This window comes from Drouetiella sp. (assembly GCF_059504425.1).
Window position 1 is genome coordinate 1 of the sequence record NZ_JCACIN010000101.1, and the last position, 20293, is coordinate 20293.

Annotated in this window: 17 protein-coding genes and 1 pseudogene; 3 read left to right on the forward strand and 15 right to left on the reverse strand. The window is 48.0% G+C overall.

From position 1 onward, the window contains the following. Positions 1 to 49 precede the first annotated feature (49 nt). From AC5JMP_RS23555 to AC5JMP_RS23565, 3 genes are all read right to left on the reverse strand, one after another. Positions 50 to 889, reverse strand: coding sequence for a hypothetical protein (locus tag AC5JMP_RS23555; protein ID WP_495853943.1), 840 nt, complete (start codon positions 887 to 889; stop codon positions 50 to 52). A 436-nt stretch (positions 890 to 1325) separates the two neighbouring features. Next, on the reverse strand, positions 1326 to 1736 hold the full coding sequence (locus tag AC5JMP_RS23560) for an ester cyclase (RefSeq protein ID WP_495853944.1): 411 nt from the start codon (positions 1734 to 1736) through the stop codon (positions 1326 to 1328). A gap of 316 nt (positions 1737 to 2052) precedes the next feature. After that, positions 2053 to 2409 carry a hypothetical protein gene (locus tag AC5JMP_RS23565; protein ID WP_495853945.1) on the reverse strand — a complete coding sequence of 119 codons (357 nt, stop codon included), beginning with the start codon at positions 2407 to 2409 and terminating at the stop codon, positions 2053 to 2055. Between the two features lie 625 nt (positions 2410 to 3034). Between AC5JMP_RS23565 and AC5JMP_RS23570 the strand changes: the two genes are divergently transcribed. Continuing rightward, entirely contained in the window at positions 3035 to 3532 is a 498-nt protein-coding gene (locus tag AC5JMP_RS23570; RefSeq protein ID WP_495853946.1) for a KGG domain-containing protein, read from the forward strand. 426 nt (positions 3533 to 3958) lie between these two features. Here AC5JMP_RS23570 and AC5JMP_RS23575 read toward each other — a convergent pair whose 3' ends face one another. From AC5JMP_RS23575 to AC5JMP_RS23605, 7 genes are all read right to left on the reverse strand, one after another. After that, a complete protein-coding gene (locus AC5JMP_RS23575; RefSeq protein ID WP_495853947.1) occupies positions 3959 to 7009 on the reverse strand; it encodes a hybrid sensor histidine kinase/response regulator in 3051 nt (1016 codons plus the stop codon). Between the two features lie 31 nt (positions 7010 to 7040). Next, entirely contained in the window at positions 7041 to 10442 is a 3402-nt protein-coding gene (locus tag AC5JMP_RS23580) for a GAF domain-containing protein (RefSeq protein ID WP_495853948.1), read from the reverse strand. A gap of 122 nt (positions 10443 to 10564) precedes the next feature. Next, positions 10565 to 11089 carry a chemotaxis protein CheW gene (locus AC5JMP_RS23585; protein WP_495853949.1) on the reverse strand — a complete coding sequence of 175 codons (525 nt, stop codon included), beginning with the start codon at positions 11087 to 11089 and terminating at the stop codon, positions 10565 to 10567. Beyond that, positions 11089 to 11469 carry a response regulator transcription factor gene (locus AC5JMP_RS23590; RefSeq protein ID WP_495853950.1) on the reverse strand — a complete coding sequence of 127 codons (381 nt, stop codon included), beginning with the start codon at positions 11467 to 11469 and terminating at the stop codon, positions 11089 to 11091. Before AC5JMP_RS23590 ends, AC5JMP_RS23585 begins: the two co-directional genes overlap by 1 nt. Before the next feature lie 219 nt (positions 11470 to 11688). Further along, positions 11689 to 12945, reverse strand: a complete 1257-nt coding sequence (locus AC5JMP_RS23595; RefSeq protein ID WP_495853951.1) for a response regulator — start codon at positions 12943 to 12945, stop codon at positions 11689 to 11691. Between the two features lie 868 nt (positions 12946 to 13813). Next, positions 13814 to 14113, reverse strand: a complete 300-nt coding sequence (locus AC5JMP_RS23600) for a peptidoglycan-binding domain-containing protein (RefSeq protein ID WP_495853952.1) — start codon at positions 14111 to 14113, stop codon at positions 13814 to 13816. A gap of 202 nt (positions 14114 to 14315) precedes the next feature. Beyond that, a complete protein-coding gene (locus AC5JMP_RS23605; protein ID WP_495853953.1) occupies positions 14316 to 14801 on the reverse strand; it encodes a VOC family protein in 486 nt (161 codons plus the stop codon). On the opposite strand from AC5JMP_RS23605, the gene AC5JMP_RS23610 reads away from it, so the two are divergent. Beyond that, positions 14800 to 14961, forward strand: a complete 162-nt coding sequence (locus AC5JMP_RS23610; protein ID WP_495853954.1) for a hypothetical protein — start codon at positions 14800 to 14802, stop codon at positions 14959 to 14961. The genes AC5JMP_RS23605 and AC5JMP_RS23610 overlap by 2 nt on opposite strands. Positions 14962 to 15598: 637 nt before the next feature. Here the strand turns inward: AC5JMP_RS23610 and AC5JMP_RS23615 are convergent. The 5 genes and pseudogenes from AC5JMP_RS23615 to AC5JMP_RS23635 all read right to left on the reverse strand — a co-directional run. Continuing rightward, a pseudogene (locus AC5JMP_RS23615) lies at positions 15599 to 16507 on the reverse strand (ATP-binding response regulator); the annotation flags it as partial. Beyond that, positions 16486 to 17037, reverse strand: coding sequence for a transposase (locus tag AC5JMP_RS23620; RefSeq protein WP_495853955.1), 552 nt, complete (start codon positions 17035 to 17037; stop codon positions 16486 to 16488). The pseudogene AC5JMP_RS23615 and the gene AC5JMP_RS23620, both read right to left, overlap by 22 nt. A 327-nt stretch (positions 17038 to 17364) precedes the next feature. Further along, positions 17365 to 17574, reverse strand: a complete 210-nt coding sequence (locus tag AC5JMP_RS23625) for a hypothetical protein (RefSeq protein ID WP_495853956.1) — start codon at positions 17572 to 17574, stop codon at positions 17365 to 17367. Between the two features lie 90 nt (positions 17575 to 17664). Continuing rightward, on the reverse strand, positions 17665 to 18105 hold the full coding sequence (locus AC5JMP_RS23630) for a DUF4383 domain-containing protein (RefSeq protein WP_495853957.1): 441 nt from the start codon (positions 18103 to 18105) through the stop codon (positions 17665 to 17667). A gap of 209 nt (positions 18106 to 18314) precedes the next feature. Beyond that, positions 18315 to 18746 carry a DUF4383 domain-containing protein gene (locus AC5JMP_RS23635; protein WP_495853958.1) on the reverse strand — a complete coding sequence of 144 codons (432 nt, stop codon included), beginning with the start codon at positions 18744 to 18746 and terminating at the stop codon, positions 18315 to 18317. A 245-nt stretch (positions 18747 to 18991) separates the two neighbouring features. Here AC5JMP_RS23635 and AC5JMP_RS23640 point away from each other — a divergent pair, with 245 nt between their 5' ends. Beyond that, on the forward strand, positions 18992 to 20203 hold the full coding sequence (locus AC5JMP_RS23640; protein ID WP_495853959.1) for an IS256 family transposase: 1212 nt from the start codon (positions 18992 to 18994) through the stop codon (positions 20201 to 20203). Positions 20204 to 20293 lie beyond the last annotated feature (90 nt).

A 20293-nucleotide genomic window follows, 5' to 3' on the forward strand; every position in this document is an offset into this window, starting at 1 on the left:
ACTAGATAGTTGTCGTCTGCCTTCTATTTACGCCTATCTAATTGTCGCGTCATACATAGCCAACATTCCAGCTGAATGACCACCAGGCGAGACTAAAGATTCCGGCACCTGCAATCAAGCTAATTAAAACCCGGCTGAAGTGACCTACTCGATGCCATAGCAAGAGGGCTGTAACCATCATTGTGGCAATACCAGCGGCGATCGCGACTCCCCGAACAACCCAAAACCAGTCATTTGGCGTTAGCCCATAGGGGGTAATTACATCAAAGGGCACACGGCCGAGAGATCCTTCAGCTAACTGATACACTCCAAATCCACAGGCAAAGCTAACAAACCCCTTGCTCCAAATCCCAGGGTAAAGCCAGGCAAAAACGACTGCATTCATCCCTGCGGTTAGGGAGAGTCCTACGCTGATCCATATCAGTCGCAGTTCGCCCCACTGCATTAGAGTATTGAGGCCCCAATAGGTTTGTCGAACTGCCTGAATCTGTTGCAGGCTCAAGTTTAGATTCGTAATTTTGTACAGTTTTGCAAGGGCAGGCGCGTAAGTTTGTCCCGTCTCCTGACAACCAACAGCTTGCCCGCCGTAGGACGCTCGACAATTGCTTAAGTCATATGGATACCCCTGCCCTTTAGTCATGTTGAGAGTCAACAACCGATCTTGAATGTCAGTCTGGCATTGAAATTCCTGCTCCGTCTCAGTACATTGAAAGCTCCGATTGGGCAAGTAAGTCGGCACATTCTGTTCAGTATGAATGGATACCCCGGCAAAGGGGGCGTTGTTCGGTACATCGGGGGCATTGGGAACGAGCAACCATAGAAATGCTGCGACTAACACAATCCATAAACTGAGTAAAAATTGTGAGAGGAACACTGTAGGTCGACGCATCACAGTTAATTTCTATGGATCAGGGGAAGTGATGCGTTTGAGCTGCCAGAAGTTCCAGCAAATCGGACAGATGGTGGTGTTCTAACCCTGTGCTTGCCGGTCTCGTGCTGTTCTTCGTCAAGAACCCTGGCGTAGGCCCACCCTAAGCCTTTGGCACGCTTCGCGAACGGTGTAGAAGCGACGGACTCACAAAGGGAGCTAACACTGTCATTTGCCCTGAGCAGTTCTCAGGGGATCAATAACAATACCTCGTGCAGCGATACATCAATTCCTTACAATCGTCATTTTGAACAACGATGAGTACGTTTTCAATTGCTGACAACTTCACCAAACGAGGCTGCATAACAATTGAGTTCAGCGGATGCAATCAACATTGAGGGAAACACTAGAAATTTTCATTCCGCTGCAACTTGCTTGTTAGGCAGCAGTTGACAACTTACACGACAGGTATTCCAAGTTGTGAGAGCCATGTGTGTTTGTCAATGTAGCCACGCAGGAACTTGATTTTTCCGTTGATGACATGAAAGAAACCACAGCCTTGCAGTGTAAACCTCTTGCTGTTTGGCGCGTTATCGCCCAGTTGACCTAAAAACGTGCCGCCTCCTTTCCACTCGACAATAGCCCATTCACCATCCTCAAATATGTTTAGCGGGTGCGTATAGTTGTCTGGAAAAGCAGTGAAGAACGCGATAAAGCTCTCCAACAAATCCTCGCGCCCATGAAGCGGAGCGCCAAAAGCGACTTGATGATTTTCGGCGTCATCGTGATAAAGCTCGATGAGCGCGTGCGGGTCACAAGCGTTATATGCCGCTACCCAACCCTGTACAACTTCCTTTGGTGATTTCATACTGTTCAAGCATATCAAAACCTACCGTACGTTTCCAGGCTGCGCACTGCGGCTTAACGACCCAGCTCACTTGCCCGAGAGGCGCGGTGAGCTACAACCCACGAAAGAGCTACATGCCCGATGGGTCAGGTGCAGCGCCTGGTTCGGCGTCTGCGGTCTCGCCCAGTGCCACCTCGAACAACGCCCAGACGGTGACGAAACCGTGCGGGTCGCCCGCCCATGCTTCCGGGAGGAGGGCCTGAGCGAGTTGAGCGTCCTTTAGCGAGAGTAACCCGTTCGCGCCGGTTCGCCGGGCGATCGGCTCTAGCACCCCTTGCTATCGACCGCAGTTCAGCAGGGACGAGGTCCACGTTTCATCGGACAGGTCATACCCCAGCAGCTTGAGCCGCGGGTGCCGGACCGACCCGCTGGGGCCAAACGCGTCAGTGAACAGGAGGTAGTATTCGCGACCGGGTACCGGAACCGTCAGCAAGTCCATCCCCAGCAATTCCCACAACTCGTCGAGCGTGGAGACTGGGTAGTTACCATCGACGCAGGAGTTGCACCATGAGTCGATGGTGCGAACCTCCCGGAGGTGCGGGAGCCCGACGAACTGGATGTAGCCCTCCCATTCGGGATCGCCGGCGCGGCGGACACCCCGCGTACTCAGCCACATCTCTTTGCCATCGCCCATTATCCCGCTACGCCTCCGTCGCCAAACTATTAAGGGACTAAAAGTTTCTGTCTAAGATTCCGCAGCAGGTAAATATACAGAACAATTCGGCATAAGAACCCAAATTTACTGTTTAAAGAAATTATTTCCGTATGATATGCTGCTCAAGCTAGATAGCCTGAATTTTTCCGCATATTTTCAGATTCCCTACGGAAATGAGCAGACGTACTATTAGACACACGGTACATCTGCTCATTTCTTATGCAGCCACCTTCCAAAAAGTTGCTAAATCAGGTGCGGGTGCCATTCGCCTCAAGCATTACTCCTGTTGCACTGAAGAGCTCTACGTGCAATAGATTCGACGTTATGACAGACTCCATCAGAGTAGTTGCGTCCATCGCAACTACTCTAATCACTAGACCTCCTGCAAATTAGGATTTTCAGATTGGATGGGGTGGGGGCCTAGCCCCCACCCCATCCAATCTGAAAGAGGCTTGATAAAGATCGGCATGAAGCCTGATCTTGTCTATCTCACAGGAGGGACACGGGAGCGATCGCAGGTTTGCCCCTGCGAGGGAGTGATCTAGCCATCCAGCTTTGTAAGCTAACCCTTGTACATCTGTTCACACACTACAGGGTTAATCTAATGGCAAGCAAGGAAGAGATTAAGGGCAAGCAAGGTTTTGCATCGATGGATGAAGATAAGCACAAGGCAGCAGCTAGCAAAGGCGGCAAGACCAGCACTAAGTCTGACGATACGGAGTCTACAGAATCTAAGTCTTCTAAAGCGGTTGCCGAGGTTGAGGACGATGATTCAGAAGATCTAGATGCGCTGCTAGATGCTTTTGAAGAAGGCGATCTGACTGCGATCGACCTAGAGCAAGCTACCGAAATGATTGAAGAGTGGCAAGAGACGCTGAGCAAGTCTAAAGAGTCCGAACTCAAGGAAATTGGCAGCAGTCTCAAGAAGCTTACTAAATCGCTCTCTAGTGGCAAAGCCAAGGCAGACGATCTTGCCGAATTGCTGACTCATCTGGGTGAGCAGGTTGACGAATCGGCAAATAATGCTGACCGCGGCTACAAGACTAAGCTTCACACCCTAGGACGCGCTTTTAAGAAAGCCGCCAAATCTCTAGAGGAATAGAAAGCATAGCGGTTCGTGATTGCTCGTTGAAGTAAAATAAAGGGAGCGATAGGTAAACATCGCTCTCTTTGGGTCTGTGCTGCCAGTTGTGCTTCGAGATAGCCGGCAACTCTGGCTTCTTTGTCCTAGGTAGCGGCGATGTAAAGGTGTGAATGAGTAAAAGATTTGGCACAATTTGCGAATGAGTGGCGCAGTTTTGCGAAGCCAGAATACACAAGTGCCTTAAGCTTTTAGCCCAGTTCTAGCCACTACCGCTTAGACACAGCTCATCCCAAGCGGTTAGAAGCTGGAACGTTCACTTAGAGCCGCGTTGACCGATTGCGCCATCAATTTACGAATTGCGCCACATTTTTTGCTCATTCACAGTCGGGCCGTAACTTAAAAACTTGAACATCAAGTAATACCTTGATAAACCTGCCCCTGCGATCACGACCTATTGAGGACTACCCGACGCTCAAGCACTTCTTCTACGAGTTGCAGCAGCTTGTATTCCAAATAGGGTTTTGTCATGTAAGCGATCGCCCCCAACTGTGCAGCTAGCAAACGATGCTTTTCGTCACTGCGAGAGGTCAAGATAATCACCGGAATCTCGGCCAATTCGGGAATGCGTTGACAGTGCCTCAGAAACTCAAATCCATTGACACGCGGCATATCTAAATCGCAAATGATGAGATGGACATTGAGCTGATCGTGCAAACTCTCGATCGCTTCTTGTCCGTCTTTAGCCTGAAATACCTGATAGCCCGCTCTTTGAAGCGTCAGCAGTAGACCTTGGCGAACGGTGATAGAGTCTTCTACGGTTAAAATCCTTGGGTTTGAATTCGCCTCAAAACCTACATTGGCGGGAGGAATGCTAGCTGCTAGCTGAAGTTGAGAAGGGGATGATAGCTGAAGGGGAAGGGCAAGGCTCCGCTGTTGCCCCCTGTGTTGCTGATCTAGAACTCGCTGATCCAGCAAGTGCTGGATCAGCGCAATCGGATCAATCACAAGCGTAAGCTGGTCGCTCGCTAAAGTACTAGCCCCATACACATAGTGGGGTGAACCGATCACGGCTGCTAGCGGACGAATGACCAACTCTTGCTCTCCAACAATCTGATCTACCTCTAACCCGATTAGCGCGCCCTGGTAGCGCAATAAAATCACATGACTAGCTTTCTGCTTTGAGTCTAAGGAAGATTTTAGCAGTGGCAGATGCAGCGTTGAGCTATAAGTCAGCAAATCTGACAGGGTATAAACAGGAATCTGTTGTTCATTGCCTTCTTTACCCCAGCGCAGAACGGTAACGCCATATTGATGCTGAATTTGATCAGCTTGAGGAATGAGAATTTGTTCGATCGCATCGGCAAACAAGGCATGAGTTTTGTTGCCCGCCTGACAAACAAACAGTTTTGCGATCGCTAGCCTTAGAGGAATTTGCAATGTAAAGGTTGTCCCTTGATGGAGTCGAGAATGAACGATAACTGAACCTTGTAGCCCTTGCAGTTGGTTACGCACAATGTCTAAACCTACGCCGCGTCCAGAGAGGTTATTGACTTGAGCAGCAGTAGAAAATCCGGGTTCAAACAAGAGGTTGGTTAACTGAGCCTGAGTCAGCTGCCTGACTTGATGAGGTGGGACAAGTTGACGTTCTGCGGCTCGTTGTCGGATCAGTTCAAAATCTAGCCCTTCTCCATCATCACGGACTTCAATCATGAGGTATCTTCCCTGGTGATAGGCGCAGATCTCAATCTGTCCCTGCTCTGGTTTATTTCTTTGCTGCCGAGCCGTAACAGCTTCAATCCCATGATCAAAAGCATTGCGGACTAAATGCAGGAGTGGATCATAGAGTTTCTCAGCAACGACCTTATCGACTAAAATTTCACTTCCCTGCAACATCAAAGCAACCTGTTTGTTATGCCGAGTGCCTAACTGGTGCAAAACTTGAGAAAATCGGCCAAAGATCTGACCTACAGGCAGCATCCGAGCTTCGATGAGGGCATCTCGTGCTGTTTTTAAGGTTCGCTGCTGAGTTTCTAGGGTTTGGTTGGCCTGATGCGTAAATAGGTCAATGGCATCAACGGCTTCTGCTAGCTGTACGGTGCTATCTAGAAGCGGTTGAACAGTCAGAGCAGATTCATACGGCTGCTGCACTGTAAAGCCTAGCGTCTTTTGGGGAGCGCCCCGTTTTTTCTTGCTTGCCTGACTGTCGGTTTTGCGGTCTTTTCCAGCGGGCTGCGATCGCTGCATTTGCCGATTGAACTGATCCTGAAATTGACTCAGAAGCTGCTGATGCTGCTGAAGACGAGTGAGGAGATTTTGAACCGACGCCTGAAGCTGTTCCGTTTGCAAGAACTGGTAGTTTTGGTGGGTAAGCAATTCCCCCATTGAGTAACTCAAACGCTCTAAATGCTCCACGTTAACCCGTACCGTGGGCAGCGGTGAAGGCGCTTCTCTGGAAACATTGGAGACTGAAGCAGCGGGCTGCGGTGCTGAAGATTGCAAGATGTGGTCTGGAAGTGCCTCTGGGATAGATTCCTCTGGGCGATCTTCTCCTAGACGCTCAGAAGTTGGATACAGCACTAGCTCGGCATCAAGCGCCAAGTCAGCGGCATTAACAGCAGCATTAGCCGTATCTCCCCAAATACTCTCTAGAAACAGACCTTGGGCTTCTGGTTGTTCAGGCTCTTCAGGGATGGTTTCCTGAATAGCGTCAGGGGAGCTAGCGAGAAGCTGCAACGCTTTAGAGGGATAACCTCCCTGAGTGCGATCGCCTGCTAGTACCGCAGCTTTGCCAGCCTCAAAGTCTGCTAGTGCGATCTCTGCTAGAGATCGCACCTGACCAGGATGTTGCTCAAGGGCGGCGATCGCTGCTTGAGCAATGGCTCCAAACCCAGGTAGATTTAGCGATTCTGCTAAGCCTAGAAAAATTCCAGCCTGAGTTTGCAGCGTGGTTGCGATCTCTTCGAGGGGGGCATCGACAATCAGGGCAGCAAGCTGATCTAATCGCTGGGTTACGCCCACTTCAAAAATAGACTGAGTTACGTCAAATCCTAACTCGGCTGATGTTGGAATATAGGCTTCTTGACCAAAACAGTCTCCAAGTTCTTCCTGCAACTGGGCAAAAACAGCGGCAGCTCTGTCGAGTATTTCAGCATCATTAATTGATCCTCCTGTGAGTTCGGCGGTTAGCGGCAGACGTAAACATTCAAATCCTTCAAATAGCAATGCCTGAATGTCTGGATTGATTGAGATGTCCGGTCTACAAAACGCCTTAAAGATGTCTTCTAAAGAGTGAGCAATGATCGTGATGGTCTCTAACCCGACGCTGGCTGCGGCACCCTTTAGAGTATGGGTTGCTCGCATCAGCGTGTTGACCTGATTTAAGGTGCAGGTTTCTCGAAGGCCAAGCAACCCTTGTTCTAAAGCCTGGAGCAGCTCAGGAACTTCTTGCAGAAAGTAAGGGTAGGTTTGCTCACGGATGGTTGGATCAAGCGTCATAGTTGAGGTTAGGGAGTAGTTGCAAGAGGGTTTAGTCAACCTTGAATAGGCTGCTGTGGGTTTGTAAGGTCTTTGCCATAATCAGCAGTTCTTTAAACGATGCTGAAATTGAAGCTGAATCCTCAGTCGTTTTATTGGCAATCTCTGCGACTTCAGACATGGTTTGCTTCACAGACTGACACTGCTGGGTTTGTTCTTGAGCGGCCTGCGTGATGTTAGCAACCAACTGGCTAATTTGTCCCGTCGTATCGACGATTTCATTGAGATTTTCTCGGGCTTTAGTCACGAGATCTGTTCCAGCTGCAACTTGCTGAATCCCTGTCTCTAGAGCTGTGGAAACTTCGGCTGTACTGATCTGAATATCCTGCACCAACTGTTCGATTTCAGTGGCCGCATTGGCAGACTGCCGCGCCAGCGATCGTACCTCATCGGCAACGACCGAGAATCCCCGCCCATATTCTCCGGCTCGGGTTGCTTCAATCGAAGCATTCAGCGCTAGGAGTTGAGTTTGAGTCGTAAAATTGCTAATCAGATTCACAACTTTAGAAATTTTCTGGGAAGATTCGCTTAACCGCTTCAGTCGTTTACCTGTCTCTGTAACGGTCTCTCGGACATCAAGAATGCCTTCTACTGCGCGATCCATTGCGGCATCTCCAGCCAAAACCACTTGATTGGTTCGTTGAGCTGTCATCTCTACCATTTGGGCGCTAGAACCCACAGCCTCACTAGAATGCACCATTGTTTCGACCCGCTCTTGAGCTTGGTCAAGGGCGTAAAACTGCTGTTGAGCTTGAGCTGCCAAACTGGCGATCGCCACCTCGCTGGTTTGAGAGGTAAGCGCAATCCGGTGAGAGGAATGCTGCATCTCTGTCACAATTTGCTGCAAGTGACTCAGCGTATTATTATAGGCATCTGCGATCGTCCCTACCTCGTCATCGGTAATCGGTGCGCGCACCGTGAGGTCGCCATCTAAAGCAGGCCGTACCGCCATCAAGATCTGGATGACTTCTTGCTGCAATTTTTCTTTTGCTGCTTTCTCCATCTGAGCCAGGTTCGACGTTTGCGCTGAGGCTTGTCGCAACTGCTCGATATATTCTCCCTGCTGAATTGCCGTATCGAGCTGAAGGGCAATCTGTTTTGCAAACTCAATCTCTGTTTCTTGCCAGTTTCGTGGCCCACTACATTGATGGATGCAGAACAGCCCCCACAGATGCTCGCCTCGGAAGAGAGGAACCACGAGATTCCCTCGAACTTGAAACTGGGTGAGCATCTCAACGTAGCAATTGGTTAGCTCTGCCTCGTGGATATCTGCAACCGCAAAGATGCGTCCTTTCTTGTAGGAGGCTGCATGGCGTTCGCCAAAGCATTCATCATCAACTTCAACCGATTGAATTGAAATATATCCAGGCTTGATATCTTCAGCAACAATCGCCCCTCGGTTAAAGTTCGATTCAGGTTTAAATCTGTAGATGGCAACTCGGTCAACGCTCAAAAGATTGCGAATTTCCCGCGCGGTAGTTTTAAAGATTTGCTGTAAATCTAGCGATTGCCGAATCCGTTCGACAATTTTAGCTATGGAGCGATCGCGTTCAGCCGCTTGAGCGAGCTGTTTTGACTGCTGCTGGACTTGCTCTAGGTAGCTAACCTGCCGCATGGCTGCACTGAACTGACCACAGATTTGCGATAGAGCCGTGACTTCAAACTCGCTCCATGAGCGGGCATGGCTTTGATAAACCCCTAGAAAACCCCAGAGCGCGTCTTCTTGAAAGATGGGGATTATTCCATACGCTTTGATGTCAAATTCCTCTAATTGTTCAATTTCTTCGGAGGTTTGACCTGTGGCATAAATGTTATTTACTGTCCAGGCTGTCGGACGGTGCTGGGGGCTACCTAAAATAGGCTGCAAATCTGTCTTAGGATAAAGCAGGCTGAGATCAAGGCTGGTCAAAGACTCTAGCCCCTTAGATATCGACTCTGCCACAAGGGTGCTGCTGCCATTAGCGTCTAAACGGTAGATAGCGGTGCGATCGCATTTGAGCAGCGATCTCACAGCTTGTGGGATAACGCGAAAGATACCCTCTGAGTCTTGAGATTGAAAGATCTTAGGAATAATCTCAGCAACGGTATGACTCACTTGTGCCGCTCTAGACATCTGAGTCGATTGCTCTTGAAGTTGGCTGACATGATTAACCCCTTGCAGCGCTGCTCCTAATTGGCGACCTATACTGCTCAAGAGGTTAACATCACTCTCTCTCCAGCGCCGAGACCCGCTGTGCTGAAACGCACTCAACAGCCCCCAGAGCGTTTCGCCCTGTTTGATGGCAACCACCGCACAAGATCTAATCCCAAAATTTTTCAGGGCTGCCACATGGCAATCGCTCAATGCAGATTGATAAATATCATCTACGACCCAAGAGCCGTTGTTCTGGAACCTGCCGCCTTTGTGTTCTTTAAGGTAAGTATCTTCCCAAGCGCTACCTACTAGACGCGGAAATTCTGCTGCTGTAGATTCATAAAGGAAATCGCCAAAGTAGTCTGGGCGAAACTTGTAGATGGCGACTCGTTCCACATTCAAGAGCTGCTGCACTTCTTCTATTGCAATCTGGCAAGCCTCTTGGATAAAAGGGGAATGATCTAGCGTTTGATAAATGGCATCATTAACGCGGGTTAGCGCTTGTCGTTCATGGTTAAATTGCAATGACTGAAGCTGTAGCCGCAGCTCGGTCGTAATCTGATACAGCAAAGTCACTTCGTTTTCCAACCATTGCCGAGATTGAGAGCAATGCTGCACAACGAGCAAGCCCCACACCTGACCCAATAAAATTGGGATGCTGAGGCTGGTCTGAATCTGATACTTATCCAATAGCTGAGTCTGATAGGGACTAAACGACTGCTCAGGCGTGTTTTCTACGGCTACAACCTGCTGCTGATAGCTTTGTCGCTGCTCAGCCCCAAAAGCGATCGCAGGCAGAGATTCGCCTAGGCTGGGTGTATAGCCGCTGGCCATAGATTCAGCCAGCACCAACCCCTGATCTTCAGTCTGAAACTGATAAATTAAAACGCGATCGATTTGCAGCCCTTGACGCACTTCTGTTACCGTCATCTGCAAAAGCGTTTCGATGGTTTCAGCCTGGTGTAGCTGCTGAGAAAATTTGAGGAGCCATTGCCAGTTTGTACTGCCTTTGAGTACTGCTGGAATCGCGCTACCGTTGCTAAACTTCACCGATGAGCTGTTCTGAACTTGAGAACCTAGTGCTCTGACTTGATTAAGTTTCTGCATAGTTAGATAATCTTTATCGGTGACAGTTTTTACTGAAGTGAGGATGGATTTGGCTTTATTGAGATCATCTTTTGGGTGCTGCTGCTGTGCCTCTTGAGGAGATAAAAAATCATTTGCAGCATTCAACGGAGTTTGGGGGTTAGGGCTTGGCATAGCTCTTTTGATCAACCGTAATAGGGGTGAGGCGTTGAGATTGAAAAATGCTGTGAGCTGTAGCCTGGGTGGTTTTGCCACTAGCTTTACCATTAGTTTTACAGATGGCTCTATTGCTGGCTTTATCGCTGACTTTGCCATAAAGGGCACTGTGCGATCGCCGCGATATCTAAGACAGCACCGCTGCATTCGAGCAACGTCCCCAGCACAAAAGGTTGAAGCTGAGGTGGAAACAATCCTGGGATCACAGGCTGGAGCTTTTGCAATTCATGGCGCTCAATTTCGCCCACTTGACGAACTCCTAGCCCTAGCAAGTGGTCATTCCAATGGATCACCATGACAATCAGTGGCTCTGACTGCACCTGTTGCAGTAAAGGTGCGTAGCCCACAAGATGTTCTAGATCAATCACCCAAAGCATCTCGCCTCGCCAATTACAAACGCCCAAAACGCAGCTATGCGTTTCAGGAATAGGCAAGACCTCTACGCTATTAATCTTCAAAATCTCTGTAATTTGCTCTAGCGGCAGCAAAGCGCTGTCCTGCAATCCAAGAGAGAAACGGAGTATTTGCTGATGGTTAGCGGTAGGGGGTGATGCCTGCGGGTCAAAGCTCAGGGCAATTGAGGCACTATCTAGCGAAATTGACATTACATCCCCCTAGTGTGGATTGCGGTTAACCGGAAGACAAGATTAATTAACTCTTTTGAATCAACAGGTTTGGGTAAATAGGCATCTGCCCCCAGCATTGAACCCCAAAGCTTGTCCGCTTCGGTATCCTTCGTTGAGCAAATCACGACTGGAATATGTCGGGTTTTAGAACTGGTCTTGAGTTTACGGCAGAGTTCAAATCCGCTTTGCCCAGGTAAAATCACATCGAGCAAAACCAAATCAGGGTTGTGTATCTGGAACTTAAGCTGAGCTTCCTCACCATTGGTGACACTAACGACGGTTAAACCTGCTTGCCTTAAATAGCGGGTTAGTAACTCAGTTTCGGTCAGGCTATCTTCAACTAAAAGGACAGTAGTCATAAGGTCAGAATGAGGTACATCAGAACGCGGTAAATCTAAGAGGGAGTGAAGAATCAAAAGTTCTGCACTCGCCCTCGACCTTCCAACTGTGGGGAACTTGAACAAAAATTGACCAATGCTGCGTCCACGCAATCGAGCGATCCCTCAGGATTATGAGCTTAGAGCCTGCGGCAAGCCAGAAAAGGAGCGACGCAGCAGTGGGTTCTTGTCAAATACTCTCTAATAGCTGGGAGACCAAACTTGATTGGACTGCTGAGAATGGGATGACGGTGCGATCGCCAAATATTGCTGCAAAATTGGCATTACTTTCTCAGATTCAATGGGTTTTGAGATAAACCCTGTAGAACCCACCAGCTTTGCCCGTACGCGATCGACAATCCCATCACTTGCAGTCACGATAATCACAGGTGTGTCTTTGAAAACTGAAATACGACGAATTTGGGCACAAACTTCATACCCATTTGTCACGGGCATCAATAAGTCTAGAAAGATGAGATCGGGTTTTTGCTCCAATAAAATGGGCAAAGCTTGAACAGGATCGCGAACGTTAATAAACCGACATCCGGCCTGACTGAGGATTTGATTCATTGCCAAGTGGTCAAATCGGCTATCGTCAATATTGACAACTAAAGGACTGTTTTTAGAAGCAGAACTAGAACGTGCATGAGATAAAGGGGAGATTGGAGGACGAACAGAATAATTCAAATCTTTTACTGTCACAAAACCCATTATTTCTTGCTGGACATAGGGCAAGATCGATCGGGTCAGAGACAGCGGATTTTGCTTTAACTTAACGCCTAAATCTCTGAAGGTGAGATCGCCTGTCACTAGAGTTGTGAGATTGTGGTAGGCCAAGAGTGAGACCTGTCGCCGCAATTCTTCCGTATCCCAAATGACTGGAGCTAAGTTGGGCGATAGATGGCCTAATCCGGTCTGCTGCCAAGTTTCCCAAGCTTGTTTGACTTGTTGACAAACAGGTTCGGCTCGGATAAGTACTGGAGCCGAGGCGATCGCTTCTCCAACAAGCTGCTTGTAACAGAGCTGAACTTTCGCCTGTCGATGCTGATGCCAGTGTTGAATGAGATCAAACAAAATTTCTACAACGTTACCTTGAATGATGGCGGACATCTGCTCATGGGGGAGCTGCCGTTGTCGCACTAACTCTGCCAGAGCATCGTAATTCCAGTGGTGCAAGGGCGTTTTAACATCAAATTCGGGTAGGGTTGGGCAATGCTGAGTCAGTTGACGGCACCAGCGTCGAATAGAGTGAACCTCACTGCTTGCCCAGACCAGTCGCCCCAACCGGAAAAAGAAATGCCACGTTGCACTCTGAATTTCTAATAGCTTGATCTCTAGCTGACCTGTAAATTGTTTTTGGCCACAGGACTGAAGATGGTTAACAAGCTTATCAGGGCTTTCTATTTGGCAGGTCGAAATTAGATGTTGACTGGACTGAATAAATGATGGGGTCAGCATAATTCTAAACCCAAGTTATTCTTTGGGAAACACATGGCAAATCGTTTTTCAGAAATGGAAATTGCTTTAGATAATGCACCTGCGCTTCTGCCCAAGCCTGCGTAAAGACTAAATAACTTAGCTCTCTACGCATCAAAGGATGAGTGACTCATTGAATTACTCAATGAATAAATGTAGAAATATTTGGGGTGAGACTAAAACTAGCTCAAAGACTAAGCTCCGATAGACTGCAAAGCTCTGTGTATCGTCCTAGAAGCTATCATATGAGTCACCGATAGCCGGACTGAACATTTGAAGGGTAGATGCTAGGCAGATGCGATCTGAAAGACTATGCTTCTTGCAATGATCATCCTACTTGAGGAACACTGGCGAGAAAGCTCGGAGGATAACTCACCCAGTCTAGATCACTCAGAGAATTATTGCAATATGTTAAGCATTGATTATCAGGGTTAGTCTAAATTGGGAGCGTGTAAACTTGGCAATATGCTTGCTCACCCTCTCAAATTTATTCAAATAAACTTTGAATGCAATCCGCCATCTGTCTTAAAAAAACGCTGTAAAGTAACGATTCCTAAGCCAATTTTACTAAGGGTTGAGCCAAGATACAGATACCGTTGGCGAATTGACCAGAGGAAAAATAAAAGCCTCTGAAATCTCACTCTTAGGTTAACTCAGTACCTAAAGTGCCCAATGCTACAATTCTTGCTATGACTGGAATTCAGCGATTGCTGATTTTTCTCTCATCGATTCGCCAACGGTATCCGTATCTCGGCTCAACCCCTAGTAAAATTGCCACTTATTGAAAAGGAGTTCTCTGCCAGCTTGCGACAAAGAACTCCCTCATTTATTTGTAGTTCAAGTGGGATGACTAATTGGCTTCCCGAATAATGACGCAAGCTGCCAGGCTTTCCCAAGTTCGAGGTCCAACAATCCCATCGACTACTACTGAAGGATCATGATCATTTCCTCGCTCTTGAAGCCCAATGACGGCTGCTTCAGTTTTGGCACCAAAGAACCCGTCAATCTTAAGAGGGAAGTTATAAGCGTTCAATCGGCGCTGCAAAAACTTTACCATTTCGTCTGGCTGCGTTTGCTGATCGTTACGACGTAACACAGGCATTCTATGGCAAGGGGTTTGAGTTTGAGGGGCTTGATGAGAAACTTGCATGATCGATTCCTTAGAGTAGTAGAAGCAAATTGGATTGACTTCTTTACCTACTTCCCTAGATCTTCTTTTTCCTAAAAGCGACTAAAAAGGTACCCATGAGGGGAATCTATTTAGCTACCAGCGCTGTAAGTTCTTGAATCTTCCACTCCAGCGCTGTCACCCGCTGGCTCAGAACCGGAATGCACGCTTCGAGGATGCCGCCTCAACCCTGGCGTGCCGCCTCGATGGCAGCGATGTCGATCTTTTTCATCTGCATCATTGCATCGAACGCACGCTTGGCGGCATTGGCATCGGCATCGGTCACTGCTTCCGTCAGGGCAATCGGCGTAATCTGCCAGGACAATCCCCATTTGTCCTGGCACCACCCGCACGCACTCTCTTGTCCGCCATTGCCGACGATCGCGTTCCAGTAACGATCGGTTTCGGACTGGTCAGCGGTTGCGACTTGAAACGAGAATGCTTCGTTGTGCTTGAACGCAGCTCCACCATTGAGCCCGAGGCAGGGAATTCCCATCACCGTAAACTCGACCGTCAACACATCCCCTTTTTTCCCGGACGGAAAGTCTCCCGGTGCACGATGCACCGCGCCAACGGATGAATCGGGAAAGGTTTTAGCGTAAAACCGCGCCGCATCCTCGGCGTCGCCATCGTACCAAAGGCAAATCGTGTTCTTTGCTGGTTTCACCATGTCACTTCTCCATCGTGATGAGCCACCCGAGACCGGAGTCAACAATGCGCTCGCAGTCGAAGGGCATTGGCTCGGTCTACATTTCCGCGTCAGTGTGCGGCAAATTTGTACCATTCCGGCGCTGCTTCACTGTGCTTTGCATAAGCGGGATAAGGGTTGAACTCAGCGACGACAGGTAAAGCGTAACTCAGCCTCAGCGTGTTTAGATCGTCCGATGCAGTGACCTATGTGTATGCCCAAGGCATGAACTAATGGGGTGAAAGTCGCCTATGGTGGAACCAGCGTTCAAATGCTCGAAAGTAATAGGAGCCGAGAGACGACAACCACTAGCCAAGAGCAAGGGCAAACTCGTGAGGAAATGTCTGGAGGAAGCTGGAGGCAAATCTGTGAGCCGATGAGCAGAAACATCATAGAAGGCTGAGATCTTTAGGCGCAATGGCTGCAATGTTCACCCTCATGTGTTCACTTTGCTCAATCTAAATCGTTGCAGCAGTAGAGGGGTGATTGAAGCGTAGCTGTTATGAAGTGCAATTAAGCTGAAAACACTGCAGAGTAAGGGTTTGAGAGCAGATCTTTTGTACTGAAAAATTTGCTATGCTTCTCAAATTGTCTTTATTGGTTAACGAATTTACGTCGTTTCAGGCTTTGGTTTAGGTCTAATTGCATCTGGTGACAGCTTCGCTTCAAATACCCCATGATCACGGGGAAATCATCGACAACTCGGATGGCTCGGTAGAGCACCGCTTTTTTCCCTTCTTGCAGTATAGCCGTAGTTATAAATCCAGGTAACAAAACCATTACGGCTTGAACTCCTGCTGCTGGGACTGATGCCTTAGGTTAGCGATCGCATCGATCAAAACAATGGGTTCTATAGGCTTGGCAAGATGCTGCTGAAAGCCTGCTGCGATTGCCTGCTGTTGGTTAAACTCCCCAGCGTAGGCAGTGAGGGCAATAGCTGGAATTTGTCCACCGTCTGATGCGGCACGGCTCCTCACCTGCTGTATCAGCATGTAGCCATCCATGTCTGGCATCCCAATGTCACTGAGCAATACATCAGGAGTAAAGCGATCTAGCACTGTCAGTGCTTCCTGTGCCGAGGCGGCAGTGATGACTACGGCTCCTTGCTGTTCTAGGACAAAGGCGGCGATCTCTCGCATGTCGGCTTCATCATCGACAACGAGGATTTGCAGCCCCTTTAAGTCACCAGAGGGAGGGTCTGAGCGAATCGTTTGAACTTGATTTGATCCGGTTTTCGCTAGGGGAAGGCTGACCGTAAAAGTGGCTCCCAGAAACTCACCAGGGCTTTCTGCCTGCACGCCGCCACCATGCATTTCCACAATCTGCCGCACGATCGCGAGTCCCAGTCCTAAGCCGCCAAATTGGCGGGTGGTGGCTCCATCTTCCTGTCGGAAATGCTCAAAGACATAAGGCAGAAAAGTAGAGTGAATCCCTTTGCCCGTATCTTTTACTTGAAGTTGGGCACAGGTTTCCACTTGCGTGAGCGTCACGGTGATCTGTCCACCAGACGGCGTGAACTTGGCGGCGTTGGCTAAGAGATTCCAAACCACTTGCTGCAACCGTGCTGCGTCACCCAAAACCTGCCCCACCTCTGGGTCAACTGCCAGCTTGAGTCGAATCGCTTTGGCATCAATGGCCAACCGCACTGTGTCTATCGCCGCCGTAATCACAAACGAGAGCGATATGGGCAAGGTATATCCAGCACTTCTTCCATATGGGCGACAAACTCCCCATCTTCAGTCGGTGGAATCACCCAGTACTGAATCTTGCGGTTGGTCATGCCATTTTTTGAGTGTGCGTCGGATGGTTTCATGACTAATGCTATCGGTATGCCCAGTTCAACAACTTTGCGTGACAATAGCCTTAGTGACCAGTTCGCGTATCCTTGCGGTGGTGATCCCAATCGCAGGGCAATGATCCGAGCTTCCTGTTCCCCATCGAGCAGTTTTGGGGTCGGCGGACTCAGACGAGGCGACCCATTCAGGATTTCCTTAAAACCCTTCTCAATCAATCGTTGCCGAATATTTTCTACGGTTTTAGTGCGACAACCGAATGCTTCAGCAATGCGCTCGTCTGTCCAGTTTACTCCTTCGACATCTGCTTTCACCAGGATCTGAGCACGTCTAACCTTTTGGCTACTGCCTTTTAGTTTTTTAATCACTTCACGTAGCTCACATCGTTCTTCTTCGCTTAATCGGACAATGTATTTCTTCTGCATAAAACACCCTCGCGCTTCATACACCTTCGCCGATCTAGACGCAGTTGCCAACCCTAATTTCTAAATATGACACAGGACTAAACAGGTATCGACTATACTCAAATCCTCCTTGGGTTTCCAGATTTAGAGTGCCCAAACCGATCGCCTCCCTATTCTGCGTCCACACTAAAGTCCGCTTTGCCCTACAGGACTGACAATCTCAAAGGCGATCGCATTGAGCCGCTATTGAAACCTGCATCAAAGAAAAATAGCCGTAAAAAATAGGCGTAAGAGTAAAACTCTACGCCTATGGTCTCCTGAGTTAGAGCAAGGACATTTAAACCGTTTCTACCCTGGATAAAAGAGTCGATCGGGAATATTGGCATTAATCAGAATCCAAATTGTAATGGCGATCGACACCGCTAGAATTGCCAAAACAGGAGCTAACGAAAGGTAGCGTAGAAAATAAGCCAGTTGAGAATTAGCCTTTCCTACAATTGGAGCTTTCTCTTGACTACGTGACTTCTCTTGATCGCCAGACTTTTGTGTAGTTTGCATGATTGACCTCTAAATTTTGCAGCAGATTTCCGTCTTAGACTCTAACTAGAGATAAGAATAGCTCTGGTTAGAAGATTTTGAGAGACTTAACTATGGGGAGGGTACTTTGGAGATTTCCAATAGATCGGGTTTGACGATGAAACCAAAGTAAGCAGCGATCGCAGCAGTACCCGCGTGAAGCCAAACATCGTTACCAAATAAAGGAATTAAGCCAAAAGTGGAACTGGCGATCGGCACTAATCCCATAACGGCAAGCAAGCCGTAGAAAATGCTCAAAGCTCCGCTATACAGTCGAGAACTGTCTAGTGCAATAGACGCCACGATACCCACAATACCTATTAGTAGGTGAACAACATTATGAGCCGAATTGACAGGGAACAATCCTAATAAGTTGCTATAGGCAGTCACAACCATATTCGTACTGTCAAGATCAATAGCAGCAGGCTGGATGAAGGTTGAGCTACCTCCCATTACACCCATAATGAGATAGATAATTCCAATGGTTAGCGCAAAGTATTGGGTTGGTTTCATAATTTCACTCCTAAAGCTTAATACGGTAGAACTGAATATTTCAGTGATAGATCGGTACAAACCAGACTTTTCTAGAAACTTACCTTGCCAAAGATGATTTCAGCGTCACTTAAACAAGTTGCGTTACTTAAAAAAGAATCTTCCGTAGACGGGTTTCTCTACGTTTTCAAGAACTGATGCTTTCAAGAAACGGATCGATATCAAAAACACTACTTTTCCAAACCGACCAAATCTGGTTCAAGTTCTGCAATGAAACCGTAGAATGCAGAGATTGCGGCAGCAACTAAATTTAATAGAACATTGCCGCCAAAGATTGGCATTAGTCCAAAAGTGGTACCTGCTACAGGTAAAATACCCATAACTGCAATCAGGCTGTAGAGGATAGTGAATCCCTGACAGTAAAACAAGGTGCTTTTATAATTACGCGATGCTGTATATCCCCAGTAACCAACCAAGAGATGCACAATGTTATGCAGCCAATTAACTGGAAATAGACCAAAAAGATAGCCATAGCCACCGTCTAAAATCAAGGGTGGATCGATCTGAGTCGTGGGAGAAGTCACAATACCTGGAATAAAGCCAAGTATGCCGATTGCAATGAAGAAAATACCGCTGAACAGGGCAAATTTATGTGCTGTCATTGTTGTTCCTAGGTCATTCAACCTTAAGTATTTTCAGCAAGTTTGCTGATATTTGCTGAGTCTTCTGAGTCTTTGCGGAGCCCTTGATTTAAAAGTACCTGTTCTTGCAAACTTGTTCTTCTGTCAAACGAGTTAAATCAATTAACTAAATAGGATTAGAAACGATACCTGTCTGGGTATGTAAAATAGTTTGTGTCAAAGGTCAAAACAAGATCTAATGAACTCATTACCTGAGACACAACCCCATGACTTTTCGACCCGAATTAATTGACGAACTGCTCAAAGAATATCGTCATCCTGAAGATCTGATGGGTGAAGGTGGGATCTTCAAACAACTGACTAAAGCGCTGATAGAGCGATGCTTGAGTGCTGAGTTGGACACGCACCTAGCTGAGGAAAGGGCAGAACCAGAGCCAGAACGCCCCAAGAATCGTCGCAATGGACAGAGCAAAAAGATGATTAAAGAGGAGTTTGGTGAATCCGAGATTGGTATCCCCCGTGACCGCAATGGAGCGTTTGAGCCACAGTTGATTGCCAAAGGGCAGACGCGATTCAACGGCTTTGACGACAAGATTTTATCGCTGTACGCTCGTGGCATGACGACGCGGGATATCCAGGCACAGTTGCAAGACCTCTATGGAGTAGAGGTATCTCATACCCTGATTTCCAATGTGACTGAAGCGGTGGAGCAAGAACGCAAACTCTGGCAGAACCGCAGCCTGGATGCGATTTACCCCATCATTTACTTTGATGCTCTGGTGGTTAAAGTGCGGCATGAAGGACGGGTGATTAACAAAGCTATTCACCTGGCTTTAGGGGTGAATCTCGCAGGCCAGAAGGAGTTGCTAGGGCTATGGATGACTCAGAATGAATCGTCAAAGTTCTGGCTCTCGGCGCTCACCGAACTGCAAAATCGGGGAGTTAAAGATATCTTCATTGCCTGTGTCGATGGACTGACAGGCTTTCCAGAAGCCATTGAAACGGTCTTTCCGCAAACGACTGTGCAGCTCTGTATTGTTCATATGGTGCGAAACTCCCTCAGCTACGTCTCCTACAAAGACCGTAAAGCGGTCGCCTCTGACCTTAGAGCCATTTACACTGCTGCCACTGAAACCGAGGCAGAGCAGGCTTTAGTTGACTTTGCCGAGCGTTGGGACAAGCAATACCCCACCATTAGCAAATCCTGGATGAATCACTGGAACCGGATTATTCCCTTTTTTGCTTTCCCGCCTGACATTCGTAAAGCCATCTACACTACTAACGCCATTGAATCTATGAACATGACTCTGCGTAAGGTCTTGAGAAATCATCGTTCCTTCCCCACCGATGAATCAGCCATGAAGGTCATCTACTTGGCGATCGCCCATATCTCTAAAAAATGGACGATGCCCATCCGAGATTGGAAAGCCGCTTTGAATCGCTTTGCTATTGAATTTGAAGGCAGGTTTCCACTGTAATATTCCTCTCTTGACACAAACTACTTTACAAACCCCCTCAGGGACTATGTTAGTTGGCATCTTCTATCCGTAGGTGCAACAGATGAAATA